This window comes from Kaistella yonginensis (assembly GCF_030409525.1).
GTDB classification, from domain to species: domain Bacteria; phylum Bacteroidota; class Bacteroidia; order Flavobacteriales; family Weeksellaceae; genus Kaistella; species Kaistella yonginensis.
In genome coordinates this window covers 39,759-60,380 of sequence record NZ_JAUFQB010000004.1, presented here as the reverse complement: position 1 = coordinate 60,380, position 20,622 = coordinate 39,759, and the positions used below count along the sequence as shown (strand labels likewise).

Sequence of the window (20,622 nt, the reverse complement as noted above, 5' to 3'; positions counted from 1 at the left end):
TTTTAATTGTAAAGTAAAAGTAAAACTATTTTTTTAAATTAACAAAATTTTAACAAATTATATTTTCATTTTTCCAGCAAAAGATTGAAATAATTCAGTTGGATTAAAATAAAACAGCTGGCCACCAGGTTATCAGTCGACCCATCATTTCTGCTATTTAGCGTAATATCTTAATTCCAAAAAACGAAAAAGATCGGTAAAAACCGACCTTTATGATTTGAGATGAAAATAGCTTAGTTAGAATGCATAACCAATTCTAATTCCTGTAACTACGGCTGGTGAAATATTGAAATTATTTCCACCATCATGAGTTACATCTGGTGATCCAGTAGCCTTAATAGTGGTATCTCCTTCAGACTCATAGGTTAAAGCAAGACCAGCTTCTACTCCTAAAAATACTCTTTTTACGAAGTAATAATCTGCTCCAAAAACACCTCTTACTCCAATTCTGAAATTGTTTGGTCCTTTTACTTCATTAACAAACGTAGTTCCTCCTGCTGAAGTTACGGTTTGTTTATTTTTACTAGAAGAAAAACCAGCCAAAACATCAGCACCCACATAAGGAGATAATCTCTCAGTTCCTGTAAAATGTTTTTCAGCACCGAACCCTAAACCAAAACCAAACTCATCTTTTTTGATTACTGTTTGATTGTTTGGATTTTCAGTGTTATTGTTGTTCGCTAAAAATAAAGTTGCTCTGTACGCAAATTTATCAGTTTTGAAATAACGTGCTTTAAACATCGCACCTGCACCAAAACCTTGATCTGGTAAGTTTACAGAAGTATTTCCTAAACCTCCTGCTACTCCTAAATCTACTGTTACATCACCTGCTGTAGGTTTGTATTCTTGTGCGCTCACTGTTGCGAAAAGTGCAATTGCACTTGCTAAAAATAATTTTCTCATGTTTTTAATTAATTTGTAATGCAAAACTAATTAAAAGCCATATGACGAAAAAAAAATCATGTATCATTTTTGAATTTCCTGATTTTATTCAGTTTTACCATTTTTAGGCCATGTAGATTTTAAGCAATGAACTATTTTTCCTATTGAATCATTCCTCACGTTGCCTCATTTCTTCTTTTCCGTAGGCATTAATAATTTTACGCACTACCGGATGGCGCACTACATCTTCTTCGGTAAGGTGTACAAAACCAATTTCTTCTACGTCTTTCAGGATTCGCATGGATTCCTTTAAACCTGATTTTTGCCGCATTGGTAAATCGACTTGGCTGGGATCGCCTGTGATGATAAATTTAGCATTCATGCCCATTCGGGTAAGAAACATCTTCATTTGAGAATAGGTGGTATTTTGCGCTTCATCCAATATGACGAATGCTTCATCTAAAGTCCGACCGCGCATAAATGCAAGTGGTGCCACTTCAATTACTTTTTTTTCGATAAAACCTTCCAGCTTTTCATGGGGAATCATATCACGAAGCGCATCGTAAAGCGGTTGTAGATAAGGATCGAGTTTTTCTTTTAAATCTCCCGGCAGAAAGCCCAAGCTCTCCCCTGCTTCTACGGCAGGTCTGGTTAAAATAATTCTTTTTACTTGTTTATCGCGCAATGCCCTGACGGCTAATGCTACACTTGTATAGGTTTTTCCCGTACCCGCAGGACCGATCGCAAAAATCATGTCTTTGGTTTCTGAAACTTTGACCAGCTTTTTAAGATTGGTGGTTTTCGCTTTAATAATTTTTCCACTGACCCCTTTTACAATAATATCTTGATCGAATACCAACTGTTTTTCAGCTTCATCTTTAAGGTTCAAGATACTTTCAACATCTTTTAAAGTAATCGAATGGTGTTTTGATATAAAACTTACCACATCTTCCAGCTTTGTTTTAAGAACATCAAGTGCTTCCTGAGTTCCCTGAGCGAAAATAAAATGATCCCTTCCAGTAATCTTGATCGACGGGAATTTGGATTTCAATAAATTAAAATATTGATTATTAACTCCATAAAAAGTTTTGGCATCGATGTCTTCAATTTCGAATTTTAGTTCAAACATAAATCAGCAGTTTTGATATTTTATTTTTATTAAAAGTATCAATTTTATTTCGATTATCAGGCTAACTTTTCCACATTCATGCTTAAAATATTATTTTTAAACTAAATTTGTACTTTCCAAAAAATACAAATGTCAGTTATTACCTTCACTTCAGATTACGGATTGGTCGATCACAGAGTTGCTTCTGTAAAAGGCGCGATTTTAACTTTAAAGGAAGATGTTACCATTATTGACGTTACGCATCAAATCCAAGCCTACAATCTTTTGCAAACGGCCTATATTGTGAGAAATGCGTATGGGTATTTCCCAAAAGGAACGGTTCATATTATCTCGGTAGATAGCTTTTATAACAAAAACCGAAAATGTATTTTGTATAAAGCAGATGACCATTATTTTATCGCGGCGGATAATGGACTATTAAGTTTGATTTTCTATGATATCAAACCAGAAGAAGTTTATGAAATCACTTTGAACAACCGCTTTGACGACGAAGTAAATTTTACATCTACTGATATTTTTGCACCCGTGGCCGTTCACCTGCAGAATGGTGGCTTGCCCGAAGTCATTGGCCGAAAATTTAAAACACCCAAACAACTTTCTTTTCCCCGTGCCGTCTTTAATGAAAGCGAAAAAATGCTGATCGGTGAAATTATGTATATCGATAATTTTGGAAATGTGGTATCGAATATTTCTAAGAAAAATTTCGATAAAAGCTGTGTCGGATTTAATAGTTATATCGTGAAATTTAGAAATCTCGCCTTGTCCAGAGTGCATGACCAATACACCGATTTGGTACATGATTGGACCAAGGAGCAGGAGTTTCATGGGAAAGCCGCGGCCGTTTTTAATGATGTTGGCTTGCTAGAATTAACGATCTACAAAGGGAATAGTGAAAGTGGCGCAAAAACCTTATTTGGTTTACAAGTCGGCGAAAGTATTTTTATTGAATTTCAATAAAACGGAATAACATCGTGATCAAACACTTCGTTTATTGATTTTTAAGAATGAAAAATGCAACCATTGTAAATTCTCAATTTTGGGATAATTCCATTATCTTTGCCATTAAATTTTTCAGATGCTTTATATCATTATCAAAGCCGTTCACCTCATTTTTATGGTCAGTTATTTCGCAGGAATTTTTTATCTCGTGCGGCTCTTTGTGTATTATAAAGATACCGATGCATTCGAAGAAAACAAGAAACAAGTGCTTCGCGAACAATATGTTTTCATGGCCAGAAGACTATGGAATATCATTACGGTTCCCGCAGGAGTTATTATGCTAGTTTCTGGTTTAATCATGATTTACCTGAATTTTGGGTTAATGAAAACGCCTTGGTTTCATCTTAAATTAACCTTTTTACTTGGGTTGGCAGCTTATCATTACTGGTGCTGGAAAAAAGTGATACAAATTAAAAATCTTCAGGGCAATGTACTACCCATTGAAAATATAAAACTTAGACAAGCCAATGAAATCGCTACTTTTATTTTATTTCTGGTTGTTTTTACAGTCATTTTAAAATCGATGGTTATCGCGTTTTGGTGGCAATTAATTGTAGGATTTATCGTTTTAGTAGGTCTCATTATGATGACGGTGAAATTAGTTAATAAAAAGAATAAACAATGAATAATGGTGAATGGTCAATAGTGAATAGTGCGATTTTTCACTCTTAACCCAATGCCGTTCTCCTACAACCTCAAATAATATGTTTGCAATATTTAAAAAAGAACTTTGGACTTATTTCGGAAATTGGAGTGCCTGGTTAATTGTCGGTGCTTTCAGTTTAATAGGCACGCTTTTCTTATTTTTCTTTGAAAATGATTCTAATATTTTCGACATTGGTTCTGCAACTTTACAGAGTTATTTCGTAATTGTCCCGTGGTTTTTAATGTTTTTGATACCCGCAATTTCGATGAAAACCTTGGCAGAAGAAGAGCAAGCAGGCACTTTGACTTGGCTTTTTTCGCAACCTGTTAAAGTTTCAGAAATCATCATCGCTAAATACTTGGCAGTTTGTTTCGTGGGAATGCTCTGTTTACTTCCCTCACTCGTTTACCTGTATACCGTGTATGTTTTGGGAGTTCCCGAAGGAAATATCGATTTGGGTGCAACCTTCGGTAGTTATTTTGGATTAATACTATTAATTGCAACGTTTTCCGCAGTTGGAATTTTGGCTTCATCCCTTTCGCAAAACCAAATTATGGCATACCTGCTCGGTGTTTTTTTATCCTTTTTCTTTTATTTTGGAGTAGAACAACTGGCAAGTTATAAATTATTAGGAGGCGCAGATTACGTTCTTTCTAATATTGGTTTTTATCAACACTTTATGGCATTTACCAGAGGATTAATTGACAGTCGAGACCTTTTTTATTTCGTGCTGGTGATTGCAATTTGTCTGTTTCTCGCTAAAGTTTTTGTAGAAAAGAAAAAGTAATTGAAATATTTATCACTTTTAAAAATGAACAAAAAAAACCTCAACTATCTTCTTCTAGCATTCCTTTTACTCCTGGGGATTTTCGGCATTTTCTCGAAACGTTTTGATTTAACCCAAGAGAAAAGATACACCCTTTCCGAATCGACCATTAAAGTGCTGGAATCAGTAAAAAAACCCTTGACTTTTGAAGTTTATCTGGATGGTGATTTCCCGGCAAGTTTCCGCCAGTTGCAAAACGAAACGAAATTCATGCTGGAGGAATTCCGAAAAGTTAATCCTAAAATTGATTTTCGCTTCATTGATCCAATTAAGACAAAAATGTCAAAAGACACTTTGGCTGCCATGGGAATGCAACCTTCGATTTTACCAGACATGAAAGAAGGTAAAATCTCTGAAATCGTAATGTTTCCCTACGCTGTTCTAAAATATGATTCACAGGGAACTTCAATTCCTTTAATCGTAAATCTGACCGGAATTGATGCCTCAGAACAACTCAACAAATCCATTGAAAATTTAGAATACAGCTTCGTTTCAAATATTAAAAGTATGACGGCGGATCGGAAAAAAACCATCGGAATCCTCATTAATCAAGATGAATTGCGCCCGGAAGAATTTCAAGGTTTTATGGAAATGGCTTTGGAAAATTACAATGCAGGACCAATAATCCCCCAGAATCAGACCGAACTGACTTATGCCGATGTTCCGCAACTTCAACACATGGATGCTTTGGTTATTGCAAAACCAAGAAAAGCTTTTACCGAAAACGAAAAAGTAATTTTGGATCAATACATTATGAATGGTGGAAAAACACTGTGGATGATCGATGCTGTAAATGCCGAAATGGATACCCTTTTCCACACCAAAAAAATAATGGCCTACCCGATGGACGTAAATTTAACCGATTTCTTTTTCAATTATGGCATCCGGCTAAATGCTGGTTTGGTGAAGGATATGAAAAAATCTGCACTTTTACGAATCGTTTCGGGAGAAGTGGCTGGTAATCCACAATACAGTAGTTTTCTATGGCCCTACTTCCCGTTGGGAATTGCGGAAAATAAAAATCCTATTACCAAAAACATCAATCCGGTAAAATTTGAATTTCCCACTTCCATTGATACATTAGGCAGAAAAAACATTAAAACAAAAGTGCTTTTTGAGTCGAGCGACCATACGCATGTAAAACAGGTTCCCAACTATGTTGCTCTGGCAGAAATCGTACAAGTGGATTCGTTGAGCGAATTTGATCAAGCAACCGCACCAAAAATTCTAGCAGTGAGTTTGGAAGGCAAGTTTAAGTCGGCCTACGCGACGAGAAGTGAGCGAAATAGCTATCCAGATTACAAAGCGGAAAGCCCCGAAAATAAAATGATTGTTATTGCCGATGGCGATGTTGGCCGAAATCAAATTTATAAAGGAAACCCGCTCCCACTCGGCGAAGATTTATTGACAAAGCAATCCTACGGCAACGAGCAGTTTTTGAGAAACGCTTTAGATTTTCTTTTAGATGATTCTAATTTAATGGAATTGAGAAACCGAAATATCGAAGCCAGATTGCTCGACCGACAAAGAATCGACGAAGAGAAAACCGATTGGCAATGGTTAAATTTAGTATTACCACTGGGAATTATCGGAGTATTAGGCGGCTTGTTTTTCTGGTTAAGGAAACGCAAATTTGAATAAATAAAAAGACCTTCAAGGTTAAATCCTGAAGGTCTTTCTCACTACCAGTGGGAAATGATTCCTTTTCTTTTTAGCGAAAAATAAACTTACTTCACTACGTCGTGAGAACTTAGCATGTTTTTAGGATCAAGAATTTCATCTAGCTTTTCTTTGGACAAAATATTTTGTTCTAGAACTAAATCATATACCGTTTTACCAGTCTCCATCGCTTGCTGAGCGATTTTAGTACTGGCTTTATAGCCAATGTAAGGATTCAATGCAGTTACAATACCGATGCTGTTCATGACTAAATTTTTACAAACATCGCGGTTGGCAGTAATTCCATCAATACATTTCGTTCTTAAAGTATCCATCGCTCTTTGCAAGTAGATCATTGATTCAACGATCGAGGCACAAAGTACGGGCTCCATTACATTTAATTGTAATTGTCCTGCTTCTGCCGCAAAAGTCACCGTCAAATCGTTACCGATCACTTTAAAACAAACCTGGTTTACCACTTCCGGAATAACAGGATTTACTTTTCCTGGCATAATGGACGAACCCGGTTGCATGGCAGGAAGATTAATTTCATTGATACCTGTTCTAGGTCCTGAAGAAAGCAATCTTAAATCATTACAGATTTTGGAAAGTTTTACGGCCAAACGTTTAAGCGCTGAAGAGTAAATTAAATAAGAACCTGTGTCTGGTGTAGCTTCTACAAGGTTTGGAGCAGATACAAATGCTTCACCAGTTAGTTTAGCTAATTTCTCTGCACAAAGTAATGCATATCCTTGCGGAGCATTAATTCCTGTTCCGATAGCAGTACCACCCATATTAATTTCTAAGAATAAATTAGAAATATTATTTAAAAGGGTAATCTCCTCATCTAAATTAGCAGCGAATGCGCCAAACTCCTGACCTAAAGTCATCGGAACTGCATCCTGTAATTGAGTACGACCCATTTTAATTACATCGCTAAACTCTTCTCCTTTTTTTCTAAATGAATTATTAAGTTCAGCTAAATGTTTCACCAAAATCTGGTTCATTCTGATCACGGTAAGTCGAACTGTAGTTGGATATACGTCGTTTGTAGACTGCGAAAGATTCAAATGATCATTCGGATAACAATGTTGGTAATCTCCTTTTTCGTAGCCCATAATTTCTAAAGCACGATTGGCAATAACTTCATTGGCATTCATATTCACCGATGTTCCTGCACCACCTTGAATCATATCTACTGGAAATTGATCGTGGAATTGACCATCGATAATCTCTTGACAAGCCTGCGAAATCGCAGCCGTCATCTTGTCATCTAAAAGACCCAGTTCATGATTGGTTTGTGCAGCCGCAAGTTTTACATAAGCAATCGCTTTTACAAATTCTGGATATTCACCCATTTTGTTACCTGTAATGTAGAAATTGTCTACCGCTCTTTGAGTTTGAACGCCATAATAAGCGTCTTTAGGAACTTGTAATTCTCCTAGTAAATCGGATTCTAATCTATAATTTTTCATAATAATTGATTTTGAAATATTAATATTTATTTATTTTTAATTTTTGTTAATGCTTAAATTTAATTGGTCTGTGTTCTACAGAATTTTTAAACACCTATTAATTTCTGTTTGCTTCCGTTTTATTAAAAGGCTTTAATTCTGTACATCACTCCTAAACTAACTCTATCAGTTTTATAATCTTGTAGAGAAGGAATTGCTTCCGTATACACATATTTCCGACCGATGTAAGCTAAGAAAATTCGTAAGTCCTGATCTTTAAAGGGAAGAAATTCAACGCCTCCCATGTAACCGTAGGCTTTTCGGAAGTCATCGTCATAATTCTCTACGTTTTTTACAGAAGTGGTTTCATACATTCCTTTGGCGAAAATATTCCATTCTGGTTTTGGCTGAAATTCTGCTTTTAAAATCACCGTATTATAAGTAACGTCTTGAAACACTTTCTGATTGTTGAGCGCCAACCATTCGGCTCCATCTTTCGTAGCGATTCCCAAGCGGTCTATCTTTTCATCAGCATTCATATAATCTAAAGTTAACTGAAAGTGCTTCAGATTGTATTTAGTCCCCATGGTAATCATTGAAGAATAATTATCTTCAGCTTCTGTCTGAATACCGTACGCCCATCGGGTCTGAAAACGCTTGTCGAGAAAACTACCATTCCAGTTGACGATATAAGCAAGTGGATTGTGAGACTGTTCAATTCCCTGCGCTGATAAATCACCGTAAATATCTTCTAAATAGGAGTTTCTGCTATTGGTGATTTGAAACTGAAATTCTTGATCTTTAATGGGCGTATAAATAATGGCTCCTCCCATCATACTGTTGTCCATTGCGCTAATAAAATCAGCATATTCGTGAACATTGATGGCATTCTGATCAAATTCAAATCCTCCCCAAGCCTGACGTTGCTTCCCAGTGATAATGCTAAATTTATCATTGAATTTATAACCTACGTACATATAGTCAGTGGCTTTACCAATATTATCTAAAGACTGTGGATTGGTAGGTCTGTTTAATCGTTGTCTAAAACGATAAAATATTTTTTCATTGAGATTTCCTTTAATTTCCAACCGGAACTGTCTTGCTTTAAAGGCCATTTCAGTTGCTTCACCTTCCTCTGAAATCATATCAAAGCTGGATTGTATATGGAAATAAATATTGAGTTGGTCATTATGCCTTTCCAAAAAACTAATCTTATCTTCAGTTTGCGTACTGGTCGGATTATCTTGAGCATAGATGCCTAAAGAAAAAACGCAGGCGACTAAGGTTATAATATACTTTTTCATAATGTTTATTTTTTACTGTTTACATAAAGCTGATGATCAAATAACCTACTCCAATGGCTACAATCGTAGAAACAAAACCCGGAATTTGAAAGGAGTGATTGATCACATACTTACCAATTCGGGTGGTACCGGTCCGGTCGAAGTTAATTGCGGCGACTACGGTAGGATAATTGGGAAGGAAGAAGTAACCGTTCACGGCTGGGAACATTGCCAGTAAAGCCAATGGAGGAATTCCTAAAGCCAATCCTAGTGGATAAAGCGTACGAACCGTTGCCGCCTGGCTGAACAAAAGGATCGACATTACAAATAGGGCAAAGGCAAATAAGAAAGGATAAGAAGTAACTACGCTTTGAATGTGCTCTTTGAAAAATGCGAGGTTACCATTGAAAAAAGTATCTCCCATCCAGGCAATTCCGAAGATGGCAATCACCGCTTGCATTCCTGCAATAAAAATACTTCCGTTAACTGCTTTGGTGACATCCGCTTTAGCAAAAACCAGAATCAACCCTGCGGTAGACATCATTACGATCTGTATGATTTGTGCCATCGTTACTTTCACGATTTCGCCATCGATAAGAAATGATGGCCGTAAGGTTGGGATTGACCCAAATAATACGACTGACAAAACACCCATTAGAAATAGAACAACAGCAATAAGCGGCCGTTTATTGCTCGTTGTATCTTCAGAATCTGTTGCATGTTCTTTATTTTGTATTAAACCTTCTTGAAGTCTTTTCAAATAGATAGGATCTTTTTCCAGGTCAACTCCTACAAAACTAACCGCGAAAGCACCTGCTAAAACACCAATAATCGTCGCGGGTACACAGACCATTAAAATATCAATCATTTCAATTCCCTGACCACCGAGTAAGCTGGTACTTAACAAAGCTGCAGTGGCGGCTGAAATAGGACTTGCAGTAATCGCCTGTTGTGAAGCGATAACAGATATACTTAATGGCCGTTCGGGACGCACTTTACTTTCTGTGGCAATTTCCGATATAATCGGTAATAAGGAATAGGCAATGTGCCCTGTACCAGCCAAAAAAGTAAATACATAACATACAATCGGACCCAGAAAGGTAATTGATTCTGGGTTTTTTCGAAGGATTTTCTCAGCGACCTTCACCAGATAATCTAATCCGCCGGCAGACTGTAAGGCAGATGCTGCAGTAATTACCGCAACAATCATTAACATCACTTCTATAGGAGCTTCGCCAGGAGGAATCTGGAACACAAAGACCAAAATAGCCATTCCGATCATTCCAAAAATCCCCAATCCGATTCCCCCAACTTTTGCTCCAACAAATATTGCGGCCAACACCACGATAAGTTGTAAATATACTGCGTATTCCATGTGCTTGTTTTTTATTAGTGTAAAGGTCAGCAAGTATAGCCCATGTTCTGAATTTTAAGCTATGAACTATCTTTCAGTAAGGGGTTACATTTTTCACATGATGGTGTGAACATTTACGCAGTTGATTTATCTCAGCTCCAATAGCATTGTACTGGAATAAAATCTGCGTACATTGCTGTCTAAATAATAAAGATGATTGTACCTGAAGCCTATCTGGAAAATTCTTTTTTTAATCATTTAAGCGATCACGAAAAGTCAGTTCTTAACGCCAATGCTTCACTCATGAAATTTGATCAAGAAGAAATGTTCATTAAAAACGAAAGCTTACTGCTCTCGGTTTTTTACATTTATAAAGGCGAAGTAAAATTGAAAGATCACGATGGTCGCTTGGTTGATATTTATGGGGAAAAAGATTTTATCGGTTTACGGTATTTATTCAGTGAAGAACCCATTTTTTTCTCAGCTTACGGTGTAAAAGGTACGCAGGTGATACAGTTTGAAAAAAATGTTTACAGAAAATTCGTGTCTACTAATTCTAAGTTTCTTGTTGACGTTTTTAATAAGGCGAATGAAAATATGACTTGCCTGGCCAAAAATCTTTTAAGCTATAAACGCAACAAAATCAATGGTGCTTTAGCAAATTTTCTACTGCATTATGGCGAAAAAGGATGTTTAAATTTTTTAAAGCAGAAAGAAATTAGCGATGTTTTGGGCTATTCGAGAGAAAATATCAACAAGTGTCTAAATAATTTTACCGCAGAAGGTTACATCGAATATACCGATGAAAAAATAAAAATACTGAATACTGAAGCCTTAATTTCAATTAAAAAGTTCGGTTAAAACTTGGTTAACTATTCATTGATGTATTAGAAAATCAGAATAGAATAAGTTGATTAAACGTCTTTTATAAAATCTTCATATTCGTGAAACACCCGTTCAAATCCGTCCATTTTTTCTACAAAAAACCCGAAGATTTCTTGCCAGGTATTTTTATTATAAATAGAAACATTTTCTTTAGTGACCCAAAACCTAGAAATGACTTTACCATTTTCTAAAGTATAGAATTCATCTTTCAGCACCGCACCCAATTCTTCTTCTAAAATAGATTCCAGCGACCACATTTTTTCAAAATAGGCATTGCGAAAGAGTTCATCAGTGATTTCTATATCTAAAGAAACTTCGACTTTCCTAGCATCTGCGTTAAATTTAAAAGCAAAATCCTTGATCTTGGTATTGTATAAAAGCCATTTTCTGGGAAAACTTTTTCCAAAGGCGATCCAGAATTCTTTTCTCAATCTTTGTGCTTCTTCTTTACTAAACATGCCAATAAATTTACAAAGTGCGAACTTACTCAAAATATCATATTTTACCCCATCTTCTCGATCCTTTTTTGAACACAAATATATTTCTATTTATAGAAATATTCTTAATTCACTTTCGCTCATCAAACATTCTTGATTTCGCGGTGGAAAAAAGCATATCTATTTGATACAATGCTTTTTTATAGCTTCTAAAAACTTTTACTTAATTTTGCTTTATGCTTTCCAAAAAATCACAATACGCCTTTCGAGCCCTTTCCTATCTTGTTGGAAAAAAGGAGGAAGGACCCATTTTGATTTCAGACATTGCGACTGAGAAAAAAATACCTTTAAAATTTTTAGAAAATATTCTCCTTGAACTGAAAAAAGCAGAAATTCTGGACAGTAAGAAAGGAAAAGGTGGCGGCTATTTCTTTAATGTCAATCCCGCTGAGGTTACTCTTGCAACCATTATCCGACTGGTAAATGGCCCTATTGCCATGATTCCTTGCGTTAGTATTCATTTTCATGAACAATGTATGAATTGTAACAAAAAACATTGTGGGCTGCACGATGTTTTGATCGAGGTTCGTGATTCCTCTTTAGCCATTTTAGAAAAGAAAACCTTACTAGACATCGTGGATTAAATCTTTCAATTTTTATTTGCCTTATTAGTCCACTAATTTGGTAGAATAATTAAATTGTCGCAAATTTGTTGACCTTAATTAAACAAATAATGTTTTCAGCAGAAGCCATTCAACAATTAGAAAAGCTTACCCTCGAGCAAAGTCTTTCTAAACTATGCGAGATCGTTCCCAGCGGAATTGTGTTTTCTACTTCTTTAGGTCAGGAAGATCAAATTATTACCGATGTTATTTTTAAAAATAAATTGCCCATCAAAGTATTCACTCTGGATACGGGACGATTATTTTATGAACACTACGATCTTTTAGCAAATAACAATTCCAAATACAAAATTAAAACAGAAGTTTATTTCCCAGCTGCTGACGAGGTCGAAAAAATGGTTAATGAAAAAGGAATTAACAGTTTTTTTCAGTCGGTAGAAAACAGAAAAGAATGCTGTGCTATCCGAAAAGTAAAACCACTAAACCGCGCTCTAGAAGGCGCCAAGGTTTGGATTACTGGTCTTAGAAGTGAGCAATCTGAAAACCGACAAACCTTACAAATGCTGGAATGGGACGCAACCAGGCAACTCCACAAATTTAATCCCCTGCTTTATTGGACTTATAACGATGTTTTAAAATATATTGAAGAACACCAGATTTTGGATCTACCCCTTCATCGCCAAGGATTCATCAGCGTGGGCTGTAAACCTTGTACAAGAGCGATCGAGCCGGGCGAGAATCCGCGTGCTGGAAGATGGTGGTGGGAAGAATCTCAAAAAGAATGCGGTCTGCATTCCGAAAAATAAAAATTGTAAAATACGATTATGTCAAAATATCATTTAAATGATCTGGAGCAATTAGAGGCAGAAAGCATCTATATTATGCGAGAAGTTGCAGCCCAGTTCGACAAACCAGCCTTATTATTCAGCGGCGGAAAAGATTCGATTACCTTGGTTCACTTAGCGATGAAAGCCTTTGCTCCGATGAAAATCCCTTTCCCTTTGGTGCACATCGATACGGGACATAATTTCCCGGAAGCATTGGCGTACCGAGACTTTTTAGCAAAAGAAATCGGCGCCGAATTAATTGTTAGAAAAGTGGAAGACACCATTCATAAACAAAATCTAACCGAACCCAAAGGAAAATTTGCTTCACGAAATTGGTTGCAAACGCATACGCTATTAGAAACGATCGAAGAGTTTCAGTTTGATGCTTGCATCGGGGGCGCAAGGCGGGATGAAGAAAAAGCCCGTGCAAAAGAACGTTTTTTCTCTGTTCGTGATGATTTCGGGCAGTGGGATCCCAAACTGCAACGACCAGAACTGTGGAAAATTTATAACGGAAAAATTCACAAAGGTGAAAATGTTCGGGTCTTCCCTATTTCTAACTGGACCGAATTGGATGTCTGGAATTACATTAAAAAAGAAAATATTCAGTTGCCCACGATTTACTTTTCGCATGAAAGAGAAGTTTTGGAATATGAAGGTCAACTCATTGCAGTTTCAGATTTCATTCAAATTGATGAAAATGATAAAATTTCTACGAAAACCGTACGCTACAGAACGGTGGGCGACATGACTTGTACCGCAGCGGTAGAAAGCAACGCAGCGACCTTAGATGAGGTGGTCGAAGAAATCACCGCTTCCAGAATTTCGGAACGGGGCGAAACAAGAATCGATGATAAAGTGACCGAAGCCGCTATGGAAGACCGAAAAAAAGGCGGATACTTTTAACAATGAATGAATAATTGGAAATACGTGATGAGCAATGCAACTATTACTCCTTACGAATTCCTCATTTCTAACAAATAAAAATACATGGATATATTAAGATTAATGACTGCCGGAAGTGTTGATGATGGCAAAAGCACCTTAATTGGTCGACTTTTGTACGACAGCAAAAGTATTTTGGTGGATCAATTAGAAGCCCTGGAAAAGCAATCTAAAAATAAAAATTCCGACGGTATCGATTTGGCAATTCTCACTGATGGTTTGCGGGCCGAACGGGAACAAGGCATCACGATTGATGTTGCGTACCGGTATTTCTCAACTACTAATAGAAAATTTATTATTGCAGATGCTCCCGGACATGTGCAGTACACGAGAAACATGATTACGGGTGCCTCAAATTCTGAGCTGATGATTATCCTCATCGATGCTCGGCAAGGCGTCATCGAGCAAACCAGAAGACACAGCATCATCGCTTCTCTTTTGAAAATTAAGCACATCGTCATCGCCGTGAATAAAATGGATTTGGCGGATTTTTCCGAGCAAGTTTTTGAAAAAATTAAAACCGATTATTTAGAAATCGCCAAAAAACTTAACCTCAGCAATATTCAGTTTTTCCCGATCTCTGCTTTAGATGGAGATAATATTGTGGATCGTTCTACGAAAATGCCTTGGTTTAAAGAAAGTTCATTACTGGAATATTTGGAGCAAGTTGAAACCAGCGAGGAAACCAATCTAGAAGATACGCGCTTCCAGGTACAATTTGTTATTCGTCCGCAAACCGAAGAACACCATGATTATAGAGGCTACGCCGGGGAAATCGTCAGTGGAATTTATAAAAAAGGAGACCGCATCAAAATTCTACCGCAAAATATAGAAACCACAATTTCTAAAGTGGAAACCGGCGGAAAAGAAGTTGATGAAGTTTTTGCACCACAACCCGCCGTTATTCATATAAAAGATGATATTGATATTTCGAGAGGTGATTTTTTTGTAAAGATGGAGCACATTCCTACCGTGGCAAACGAATTCCAAGCCTTGGTCTGTTGGATGGATCATAAAGTTTTAATTCCCGGCAATAAATATTTTTTACAACATCGGAGTAAAGTCATTAAAGTGGTTGTGAAGGATATTGAGTATCAATTAGACGTGAATACTTTAGAAAAAACACCAATTACCGATTCGGTAAAATTGAATGAAGTGGTGCGTGTCACTTTGAAAACAGCGGGACCACTGGTTTTCGATTCTTTTGAGAAAAACAAAGGAACAGGAAGTGCCATTTTGATTGATGAAACCAGCAATGCAACCGTTGCTGCGGTAATGATCCTGTAAGCGATGAGTATCGTTCAACCCAATAATATGCATCCGCTATTCCTCAATTTGGAACGGATTCCTGTATTAATGGTGGGCCATGACGATCTAATTTTTCGGGCAGTGAAGCAATTCTGCCGCAATTCTATTCATTGTAAAATTAAGATTTTTGATGAAAATATTTCAGCTGAACTCATTGCATTTTCAGCTGAAAAAACAAACATCAAACTCATCCATCGAAAAATCGAAGACCAAGATTTACTGGATTTTGCTTTGCTGATTATTTCTACCGAAGATCACGAGTTTGAAGAACATCTGGTGCAAAGCGCTCATCTTAAAAACATTCTCGTGAATGTAGTTGGCAAGCCACAAATCAGTGATTTTTCATTGGTCTCTGTCATTAAAAAAGAAAATATAAAACTGGGAATTTCTTCTAATGATTATTCGCCAGAAGTACAGAAAAGAATCAATAAAATTATCGAACACAGCATTCCTTCTGACCTTGAAGAGTTTATTGGCAAGCTGAAATTTGCTCATAAAAACCCTTTGATAAACCGGGAAGATGAACTGAAAATCCTCGATACGATTACCGCAGATTATCTTGATCAAAGACAGAAACATCCGCTTGCAGATTCGGAATACGAAAATTTGTCAAAAATTGCCAAAGCGGTTCGTCGCCGGGCCAGTATTTATCTGGGTATTATTGGCGTGATGGTTTTGGTTGGTGTTTTATCGTATATTCTTTTTGAATTTCAGTTATTTCCAGACATCAATGCATTTATGAATCAGGACGATCATATTTTTTACAAAATGTTGGCGGTTGGTTTTGTGGCAGAATTGGTGGTGGGAAGCACAGGAATGGGTTATGGTATTATTTGCACGACGATTCTTTTGATGATGAATATTGCGCCACCAATCATCAGCGCAAGTATTCACTCGGCAGAAACCTTTACGTCGGCGGCAGGAAGTATCAGCCACTATCGACTGAAAAATGTGAACATGAAGTTGGTAAAAACGCTGGCAATTCCGGCGATTGTAGGGGCAATCATCGGTGCGTTGGCACTCACCTATTTTGGTGAGCATTATGCGCACATTGTAAAACCATTAATTTCTTGTTATACCTTATATCTTGGCATTAACATTTTGCGAAATGCCTTTAATAATAATAATAAAAAGAAAGTGCGCATCCAGAAATCCGGTCGAAGCATCAGAGCCATAGGATTAACTGGTGGATTTATTGATTCTTTCACAGGTGGTGGTTGGGGACCATTGGTTACTGGAACTTTACTAAAAGACGGCAGAACACCACGCTACGTCATCGGAAGTTCTACCCTAGCGAAGTTTATACTGACGATCACCAGTGCAATAACCTTTGTACTAACCATCGGAATTCAGCATTGGAATATTGTACTCGGATTATTGATCGGAGGAATCGTTACCGCTCCTTTCGCTGCCATGTTGACGAACAGGATTCCGATTAAGAAAATGTTTGTAGTTATTGGGATTCTCATTATAACATTGAGTGTTATTTCAATTGTAAAATCATTGAGTTAATTTTTAGTGATTTATTTACTAATTACTCTTAAAAATAAAACTCATAAGTATATTTTTTAATTTTTGGCTAAAGCCGAAGAATGCTCCTAAAAAAAACGGGCTTTAGCCCGTTCCTATTGAATTTAAATTTATTTTTGATAAGAAATACTGTCTAAAGGTTTTCCTTTATTGTATTTTTTAATGAAGATTAGTTTTCCTTTTTCATTATAATACTTCCAATCGCCATTATAGTACCAATGGATATATTCATCAGTGACTTCGGTTGTAGATTGCCCTTTCTTCTTCACTTTTCCGTTCGGATGAAAAAATTTGGTCTTTATTACTTCCTTCTGATAAATCTCTTTCTGATCGATTTTATGATCGATGAAAGTACGCCAAACACCAATTTTAAGACCTTTCTTATATTTTCCTTTTGAAACAAAAATGCCCTGTTCGGTAGTATTGGATTCGATCCATTTCCCCTCTCTTTTTTGAACTTTTCCATCCTTGATGTGTTGGTTCACTTTGGTGGGTACACACGATAAGAGTGTGCAAATAAACAATAGAAAAATATATTTGATATTCATGGAATTAAATAACCCCCAAATCTTTTCCGACTTTATCAAAAGCTGCAATGGCTATATCTAATTGCGCTCTGGTATGCGCCGCCGAAAGTTGAACTCTGATTCTGGCTTTTCCTTTTGGCACCACGGGATAGAAAAATCCGATGACATAAATCCCTTCCTCCATTAATTTCTCCGCCATTTTTTGGGCCAAAGGAGCGTCGTACAGCATTACTGGAACAATCGCAGCATCACCATCTGGAATATCAAACCCTTTGGCTTTCATTTCTTTTCTAAAGTATTCGGCATTTTCCATCACTTGATCTCTCAAAGTGGTATCATCGGAAATCATATCCAGAACTTTGATCGCTGCACCTACGATTCCTGGAGCGAGAGAGTTCGAGAATAAATAAGGTCTTGAACGCTGTCTCAGCATATCGATGATTTCTTTTTTCCCAGAGGTAAATCCACCCAATGCACCACCTAGAGCTTTTCCTAAAGTAGAAGTAATAATATCAACTCTACCCATCACTGCACTGGCTTCGTGTGTTCCTCTTCCGGTTTTACCGATAAATCCAGTTGCGTGCGAATCATCGACCATCACCAAACAATCGTATTTTTCGGCCAAATCACACAGACCTTTTAAATCTGCAACAATTCCGTCCATAGAAAAAACACCATCGGTTACAATGATTCTGAAACGGTGATTCTGCTGGGAAGCGGCTTTCAACTGCTCTTCCAAATCAACCATATTGTTATTTTTATATCGGTATCTGGCTGCTTTACACAAACGGACTCCATCAATAATCGAAGCGTGATTTAATTCATCAGAAATAATGGCATCTTGGTCGGTAAATAATGGTTCAAAAACACCCCCATTTGCATCAAAACAGGCTGCATATAAAATAGTGTCTTCCAACCCAAGGAATTTAGAAATTTTGGCTTCTAATTCTTTATGAATATCCTGCGTACCGCAAATAAAACGTACAGAAGACAAACCATAACCGCGACTATCAACCATTTCTTGGGATGCTTTCATCACTTCTTTATTGTTTGATAAGCCCAAATAGTTATTCGCGCAGAAATTCAATAATGATTTTCCGTTGGCTTCAATCACCGTAGATTGTTGGGAGGTAATGATTCGTTCGGTTTTAAACAAACCATCATTCTTAATATTTTGCAGTTCGTTCTGTAAATTTTCCAGATAATTTTTTGAAATCATATTTAATTATTTTGAAACGCTAATTTACGAAAAAAAGCACTCTTTCAAGTGCTTTTCTGATTTTGTTATTAATAACATAAGGTTAAGTAGGGCTGGGCTATTCTTTTATAAATTTTAAAGTTTTATCCGCAAGTTTTAACAGATAAACTCCTTTTGGAAGCGGATTTACTCCAATCGATTTTTCTGAAGACAGTGTTCCAGCCTGCAGCATTTTCCCATCTAAACTAAAAATTTGATAAGCATGTTCTGAGGTCATTCCGTTCACGAAGAGTTCATCTTTTACTGGATTAGGAAAAATTTTGATTTCCTTTTTCGAAACATCATTGACAGCTAAAATTGCTGGATCTTTGGTTACGGTTGACCCTTTTGTAATGATTTGTTTATCGTAATTAAACGTTACTGAAGCCACATTAAAAGGCAGTGCTTCGGCAAAATATTGATTATTTGATTGATGATCCAATACCAAATATACCACTTGCCCAGCGGTGCCTGTCACTTTAATGGGCAGGGGCAACTCAAAGAAATTCACAGATGAATGACTTTGGGTTTGAGCAACTTTAAATCGAATGACTTGATCGGGAGTTTGATTCCATCTAATTTGATAAGAAGGATAGCCTTGCCCATAAATCCAGTCATTAAAAAATCCAGTGAAATCTTTTCCGGTAGATTGCAGCAAAGAATTTTTCAGGTCGGTAGTCACGGCGTACTGGTAAGCCAGGTTGGGTTGATTATGGTAGTCTTTTAAGGCTTGATAAAAAGGAGCATCTCCTAAAACCCATTTGATCATTCTTAAAACATAACCACCTTTGGAATAACTCAACCGGCCGCTAAAAATGGTATTAACACTGCCTAAGCTTGCATCAGCTACATAAACACTTCCTCCTGCGGATTGCGTGATATAGTCTATTTCTGATTGCAAATAACTCATAAACTGGCTGTTGGTCATGAGAAGTTTCTCGTTGGTGAGATGTTCACCATAAGTTGCAAAACCCTCATTGAGCCAGATATCGTTCCAGGCACCGCAAGTCACTTTATCACCAAACCATTGATGGGCCAATTCATGAGCGATAAGACCCTTGCCAAATGAGCCCATGGAAGACATTGTTGAATGCTCCATGCCGCCACCCCAGCCAAATTGCATATGGCCATATTTTTCATTCCGGTAAGGATATGGGCCAAAATACTCCTCATAAAGATTCATTAAATCTTTGGTCCAGTTAATATTTGCCATACTGGTGGTGTTAGAGGCAGTGGAAGGATAAACGTAATTGACAAAAGGGAAAGGAGGCGTTCCCATGGTATCATTAAATTTGGTGTAATTCGTAATTCCTAAGGCCACTAAGTAAGCGGGAATCGGATAATTGGTTTGCCAAAAAGTCAATTTTTTATTGCCTGGCAATAACGTTTCAGAAAACAATTTCCCATTAGAAGCGACATTGTATTGTGAAGGCGTGGTGATTTTGATGTCAAATTTTTCAATTTTATCATTCATACTTTGCTTTGTCGGAAACCATTCTTGGGCGCCATACGGTTCAGAAAGCGTAAAAAGAACAGGTGTTCCACCTTGGGTAGAAGTTGTAAAAGCGTCACCAGCACTTCCCATCGTATCTGGTGTGCCAGCATATTTGATCGACAGTGAATCTAAGGTTGCGGAGGCTAACGGAGTTGGAAAGTCAATTTTTATTTCTTTGGTCGACAATTGACTGAAAGTTAGATTTGTTCCGTGGTATTTGACTTCAGAAACCGTCAGAACATTAGAGAAATCAAAATAAATACTGGAAATATTTTGATTAGGCACAAAATGGCTGGTCACTGTTCCACTTACGAAACTCTGTGCTGGATCAAGTTCCAGATCCATTCTCTGGTATTTCAAATCATAATTTAAAGTGTTGGGGTTCACATTATAATTAATCATTTTAGCATACCTTTCGGTTTCACTTTTAATCATACTTTTTCTTTCTGCTTCTTCATTTTGGCTAAAAATCTGTACGAAAGAAAGGATTAAGGCTAATGTATAAAACTGTTTCATTTATTCAATTATTTGCCGATAAAGATAAAAAAAAACCTTTCAATAAATATTGAAAGGCTA

At 36.9% G+C, this 20,622-nt stretch carries 19 protein-coding genes; 10 read left to right on the top strand and 9 right to left on the bottom strand.

What is annotated here, in order from left to right; translation table 11 throughout:
• Positions 1 to 237: 237 nt before the first annotated feature.
• Positions 238 to 903 carry a BT1926 family outer membrane beta-barrel protein gene (locus QWY78_RS01715; protein ID WP_290215941.1) on the bottom strand — a complete coding sequence of 222 codons (666 nt, stop codon included), beginning with the start codon at positions 901 to 903 and terminating at the stop codon, positions 238 to 240.
• Positions 904 to 1,051: 148 nt separating this feature from the next.
• On the bottom strand, positions 1,052 to 2,011 hold the full coding sequence (locus QWY78_RS01710) for a PhoH family protein (protein ID WP_290215940.1): 960 nt from the start codon (positions 2,009 to 2,011) through the stop codon (positions 1,052 to 1,054).
• A 129-nt stretch (positions 2,012 to 2,140) separates the two neighbouring features.
• Between QWY78_RS01710 and QWY78_RS01705 the strand changes: the two genes are divergently transcribed.
• The 4 genes from QWY78_RS01705 to gldG all read left to right on the top strand — a co-directional run bounded on the left by QWY78_RS01705 (position 2,141) and on the right by gldG (position 6,123).
• Positions 2,141 to 2,968: an SAM hydrolase/SAM-dependent halogenase family protein gene (locus QWY78_RS01705; RefSeq protein WP_290215939.1), complete on the top strand. Its 828-nt coding sequence runs from the start codon at positions 2,141 to 2,143 to the stop codon at positions 2,966 to 2,968.
• 118 nt (positions 2,969 to 3,086) lie between these two features.
• A complete protein-coding gene (locus QWY78_RS01700) occupies positions 3,087 to 3,635 on the top strand; it encodes a CopD family protein (RefSeq protein WP_290215938.1) in 549 nt (182 codons plus the stop codon).
• Positions 3,636 to 3,714: 79 nt separating this feature from the next.
• On the top strand, positions 3,715 to 4,443 hold the full coding sequence (locus QWY78_RS01695; RefSeq protein ID WP_290215937.1) for an ABC transporter permease subunit: 729 nt from the start codon (positions 3,715 to 3,717) through the stop codon (positions 4,441 to 4,443).
• Positions 4,444 to 4,467: 24 nt separating this feature from the next.
• The gene (gene gldG / locus QWY78_RS01690) at positions 4,468 to 6,123 is read left to right on the top strand and encodes a gliding motility-associated ABC transporter substrate-binding protein GldG (RefSeq protein WP_290215936.1); all 1,656 of its coding nucleotides are present in this window, start codon (positions 4,468 to 4,470) and stop codon (positions 6,121 to 6,123) included.
• A gap of 86 nt (positions 6,124 to 6,209) precedes the next feature.
• Here gldG and aspA read toward each other — a convergent pair whose 3' ends face one another.
• The 3 genes from aspA to QWY78_RS01675 all read right to left on the bottom strand — a co-directional run bounded on the left by aspA (position 6,210) and on the right by QWY78_RS01675 (position 10,253).
• Complete coding sequence (gene aspA, locus QWY78_RS01685; RefSeq protein WP_290215935.1) at positions 6,210 to 7,616, bottom strand: aspartate ammonia-lyase; 1,407 nt, start codon at positions 7,614 to 7,616, stop codon at positions 6,210 to 6,212.
• A 122-nt stretch (positions 7,617 to 7,738) separates the two neighbouring features.
• A complete protein-coding gene (locus QWY78_RS01680; protein WP_290215934.1) occupies positions 7,739 to 8,899 on the bottom strand; it encodes a porin in 1,161 nt (386 codons plus the stop codon).
• A 19-nt stretch (positions 8,900 to 8,918) separates the two neighbouring features.
• Entirely contained in the window at positions 8,919 to 10,253 is a 1,335-nt protein-coding gene (locus tag QWY78_RS01675; protein ID WP_290215933.1) for an anaerobic C4-dicarboxylate transporter family protein, read from the bottom strand.
• 192 nt (positions 10,254 to 10,445) lie between these two features.
• Between QWY78_RS01675 and QWY78_RS01670 the strand changes: the two genes are divergently transcribed.
• Positions 10,446 to 11,093, top strand: coding sequence for a Crp/Fnr family transcriptional regulator (locus QWY78_RS01670; RefSeq protein WP_290215932.1), 648 nt, complete (start codon positions 10,446 to 10,448; stop codon positions 11,091 to 11,093).
• Between the two features lie 53 nt (positions 11,094 to 11,146).
• Here QWY78_RS01670 and QWY78_RS01665 read toward each other — a convergent pair whose 3' ends face one another.
• Entirely contained in the window at positions 11,147 to 11,575 is a 429-nt protein-coding gene (locus tag QWY78_RS01665) for a DUF4268 domain-containing protein (RefSeq protein WP_290215931.1), read from the bottom strand.
• 215 nt (positions 11,576 to 11,790) lie between these two features.
• Here QWY78_RS01665 and QWY78_RS01660 point away from each other — a divergent pair, with 215 nt between their 5' ends.
• From QWY78_RS01660 to QWY78_RS01640, 5 genes are all read left to right on the top strand, one after another.
• Positions 11,791 to 12,198, top strand: a complete 408-nt coding sequence (locus tag QWY78_RS01660; RefSeq protein ID WP_290215930.1) for an RrF2 family transcriptional regulator — start codon at positions 11,791 to 11,793, stop codon at positions 12,196 to 12,198.
• 89 nt (positions 12,199 to 12,287) lie between these two features.
• Positions 12,288 to 12,983, top strand: coding sequence for a phosphoadenylyl-sulfate reductase (locus QWY78_RS01655; protein WP_290215929.1), 696 nt, complete (start codon positions 12,288 to 12,290; stop codon positions 12,981 to 12,983).
• A gap of 18 nt (positions 12,984 to 13,001) precedes the next feature.
• Positions 13,002 to 13,910 carry a sulfate adenylyltransferase subunit CysD gene (gene cysD, locus QWY78_RS01650; RefSeq protein ID WP_290215928.1) on the top strand — a complete coding sequence of 303 codons (909 nt, stop codon included), beginning with the start codon at positions 13,002 to 13,004 and terminating at the stop codon, positions 13,908 to 13,910.
• An 84-nt stretch (positions 13,911 to 13,994) separates the two neighbouring features.
• Positions 13,995 to 15,236: a sulfate adenylyltransferase subunit 1 gene (locus tag QWY78_RS01645; RefSeq protein WP_290215927.1), complete on the top strand. Its 1,242-nt coding sequence runs from the start codon at positions 13,995 to 13,997 to the stop codon at positions 15,234 to 15,236.
• A 3-nt stretch (positions 15,237 to 15,239) separates the two neighbouring features.
• Positions 15,240 to 16,769 carry a TSUP family transporter gene (locus QWY78_RS01640; protein WP_290215926.1) on the top strand — a complete coding sequence of 510 codons (1,530 nt, stop codon included), beginning with the start codon at positions 15,240 to 15,242 and terminating at the stop codon, positions 16,767 to 16,769.
• Positions 16,770 to 16,897: 128 nt separating this feature from the next.
• Here QWY78_RS01640 and QWY78_RS01635 read toward each other — a convergent pair whose 3' ends face one another.
• The 3 genes from QWY78_RS01635 to QWY78_RS01625 form a co-directional block, all read right to left on the bottom strand.
• Positions 16,898 to 17,335, bottom strand: a complete 438-nt coding sequence (locus QWY78_RS01635) for a toxin-antitoxin system YwqK family antitoxin (protein ID WP_290215925.1) — start codon at positions 17,333 to 17,335, stop codon at positions 16,898 to 16,900.
• A gap of 4 nt (positions 17,336 to 17,339) precedes the next feature.
• Positions 17,340 to 18,533, bottom strand: coding sequence for a glycine C-acetyltransferase (kbl, locus tag QWY78_RS01630; protein ID WP_290215924.1), 1,194 nt, complete (start codon positions 18,531 to 18,533; stop codon positions 17,340 to 17,342).
• A 97-nt stretch (positions 18,534 to 18,630) separates the two neighbouring features.
• On the bottom strand, positions 18,631 to 20,562 hold the full coding sequence (locus tag QWY78_RS01625; RefSeq protein WP_290215923.1) for a M1 family metallopeptidase: 1,932 nt from the start codon (positions 20,560 to 20,562) through the stop codon (positions 18,631 to 18,633).
• Positions 20,563 to 20,622 lie beyond the last annotated feature (60 nt).

Bases quoted from the DNA above. Each gene is read 5' to 3' on its own strand.
- QWY78_RS01715 (WP_290215941.1), bottom strand. From the start codon at position 903: ATGAGAAAATTATTTTTAGCAAGTGCAATTGCACTTTTCGCAACAGTG.
- QWY78_RS01710 (WP_290215940.1), bottom strand. From the start codon at position 2,011: ATGTTTGAACTAAAATTCGAAATTGAAGACATCGATGCCAAAACTTTT.
- QWY78_RS01705 (WP_290215939.1), top strand. From the start codon at position 2,141: ATGTCAGTTATTACCTTCACTTCAGATTACGGATTGGTCGATCACAGA.
- QWY78_RS01700 (WP_290215938.1), top strand. From the start codon at position 3,087: ATGCTTTATATCATTATCAAAGCCGTTCACCTCATTTTTATGGTCAGT.
- QWY78_RS01695 (WP_290215937.1), top strand. From the start codon at position 3,715: ATGTTTGCAATATTTAAAAAAGAACTTTGGACTTATTTCGGAAATTGG.
- gldG (WP_290215936.1), top strand. From the start codon at position 4,468: ATGAACAAAAAAAACCTCAACTATCTTCTTCTAGCATTCCTTTTACTC.
- aspA (WP_290215935.1), bottom strand. From the start codon at position 7,616: ATGAAAAATTATAGATTAGAATCCGATTTACTAGGAGAATTACAAGTT.
- QWY78_RS01680 (WP_290215934.1), bottom strand. From the start codon at position 8,899: ATGAAAAAGTATATTATAACCTTAGTCGCCTGCGTTTTTTCTTTAGGC.
- QWY78_RS01675 (WP_290215933.1), bottom strand. From the start codon at position 10,253: ATGGAATACGCAGTATATTTACAACTTATCGTGGTGTTGGCCGCAATA.
- QWY78_RS01670 (WP_290215932.1), top strand. From the start codon at position 10,446: ATGATTGTACCTGAAGCCTATCTGGAAAATTCTTTTTTTAATCATTTA.
- QWY78_RS01665 (WP_290215931.1), bottom strand. From the start codon at position 11,575: ATGTTTAGTAAAGAAGAAGCACAAAGATTGAGAAAAGAATTCTGGATC.
- QWY78_RS01660 (WP_290215930.1), top strand. From the start codon at position 11,791: ATGCTTTCCAAAAAATCACAATACGCCTTTCGAGCCCTTTCCTATCTT.
- QWY78_RS01655 (WP_290215929.1), top strand. From the start codon at position 12,288: ATGTTTTCAGCAGAAGCCATTCAACAATTAGAAAAGCTTACCCTCGAG.
- cysD (WP_290215928.1), top strand. From the start codon at position 13,002: ATGTCAAAATATCATTTAAATGATCTGGAGCAATTAGAGGCAGAAAGC.
- QWY78_RS01645 (WP_290215927.1), top strand. From the start codon at position 13,995: ATGGATATATTAAGATTAATGACTGCCGGAAGTGTTGATGATGGCAAA.
- QWY78_RS01640 (WP_290215926.1), top strand. From the start codon at position 15,240: ATGAGTATCGTTCAACCCAATAATATGCATCCGCTATTCCTCAATTTG.
- QWY78_RS01635 (WP_290215925.1), bottom strand. From the start codon at position 17,335: ATGAATATCAAATATATTTTTCTATTGTTTATTTGCACACTCTTATCG.
- kbl (WP_290215924.1), bottom strand. From the start codon at position 18,533: ATGATTTCAAAAAATTATCTGGAAAATTTACAGAACGAACTGCAAAAT.
- QWY78_RS01625 (WP_290215923.1), bottom strand. From the start codon at position 20,562: ATGAAACAGTTTTATACATTAGCCTTAATCCTTTCTTTCGTACAGATT.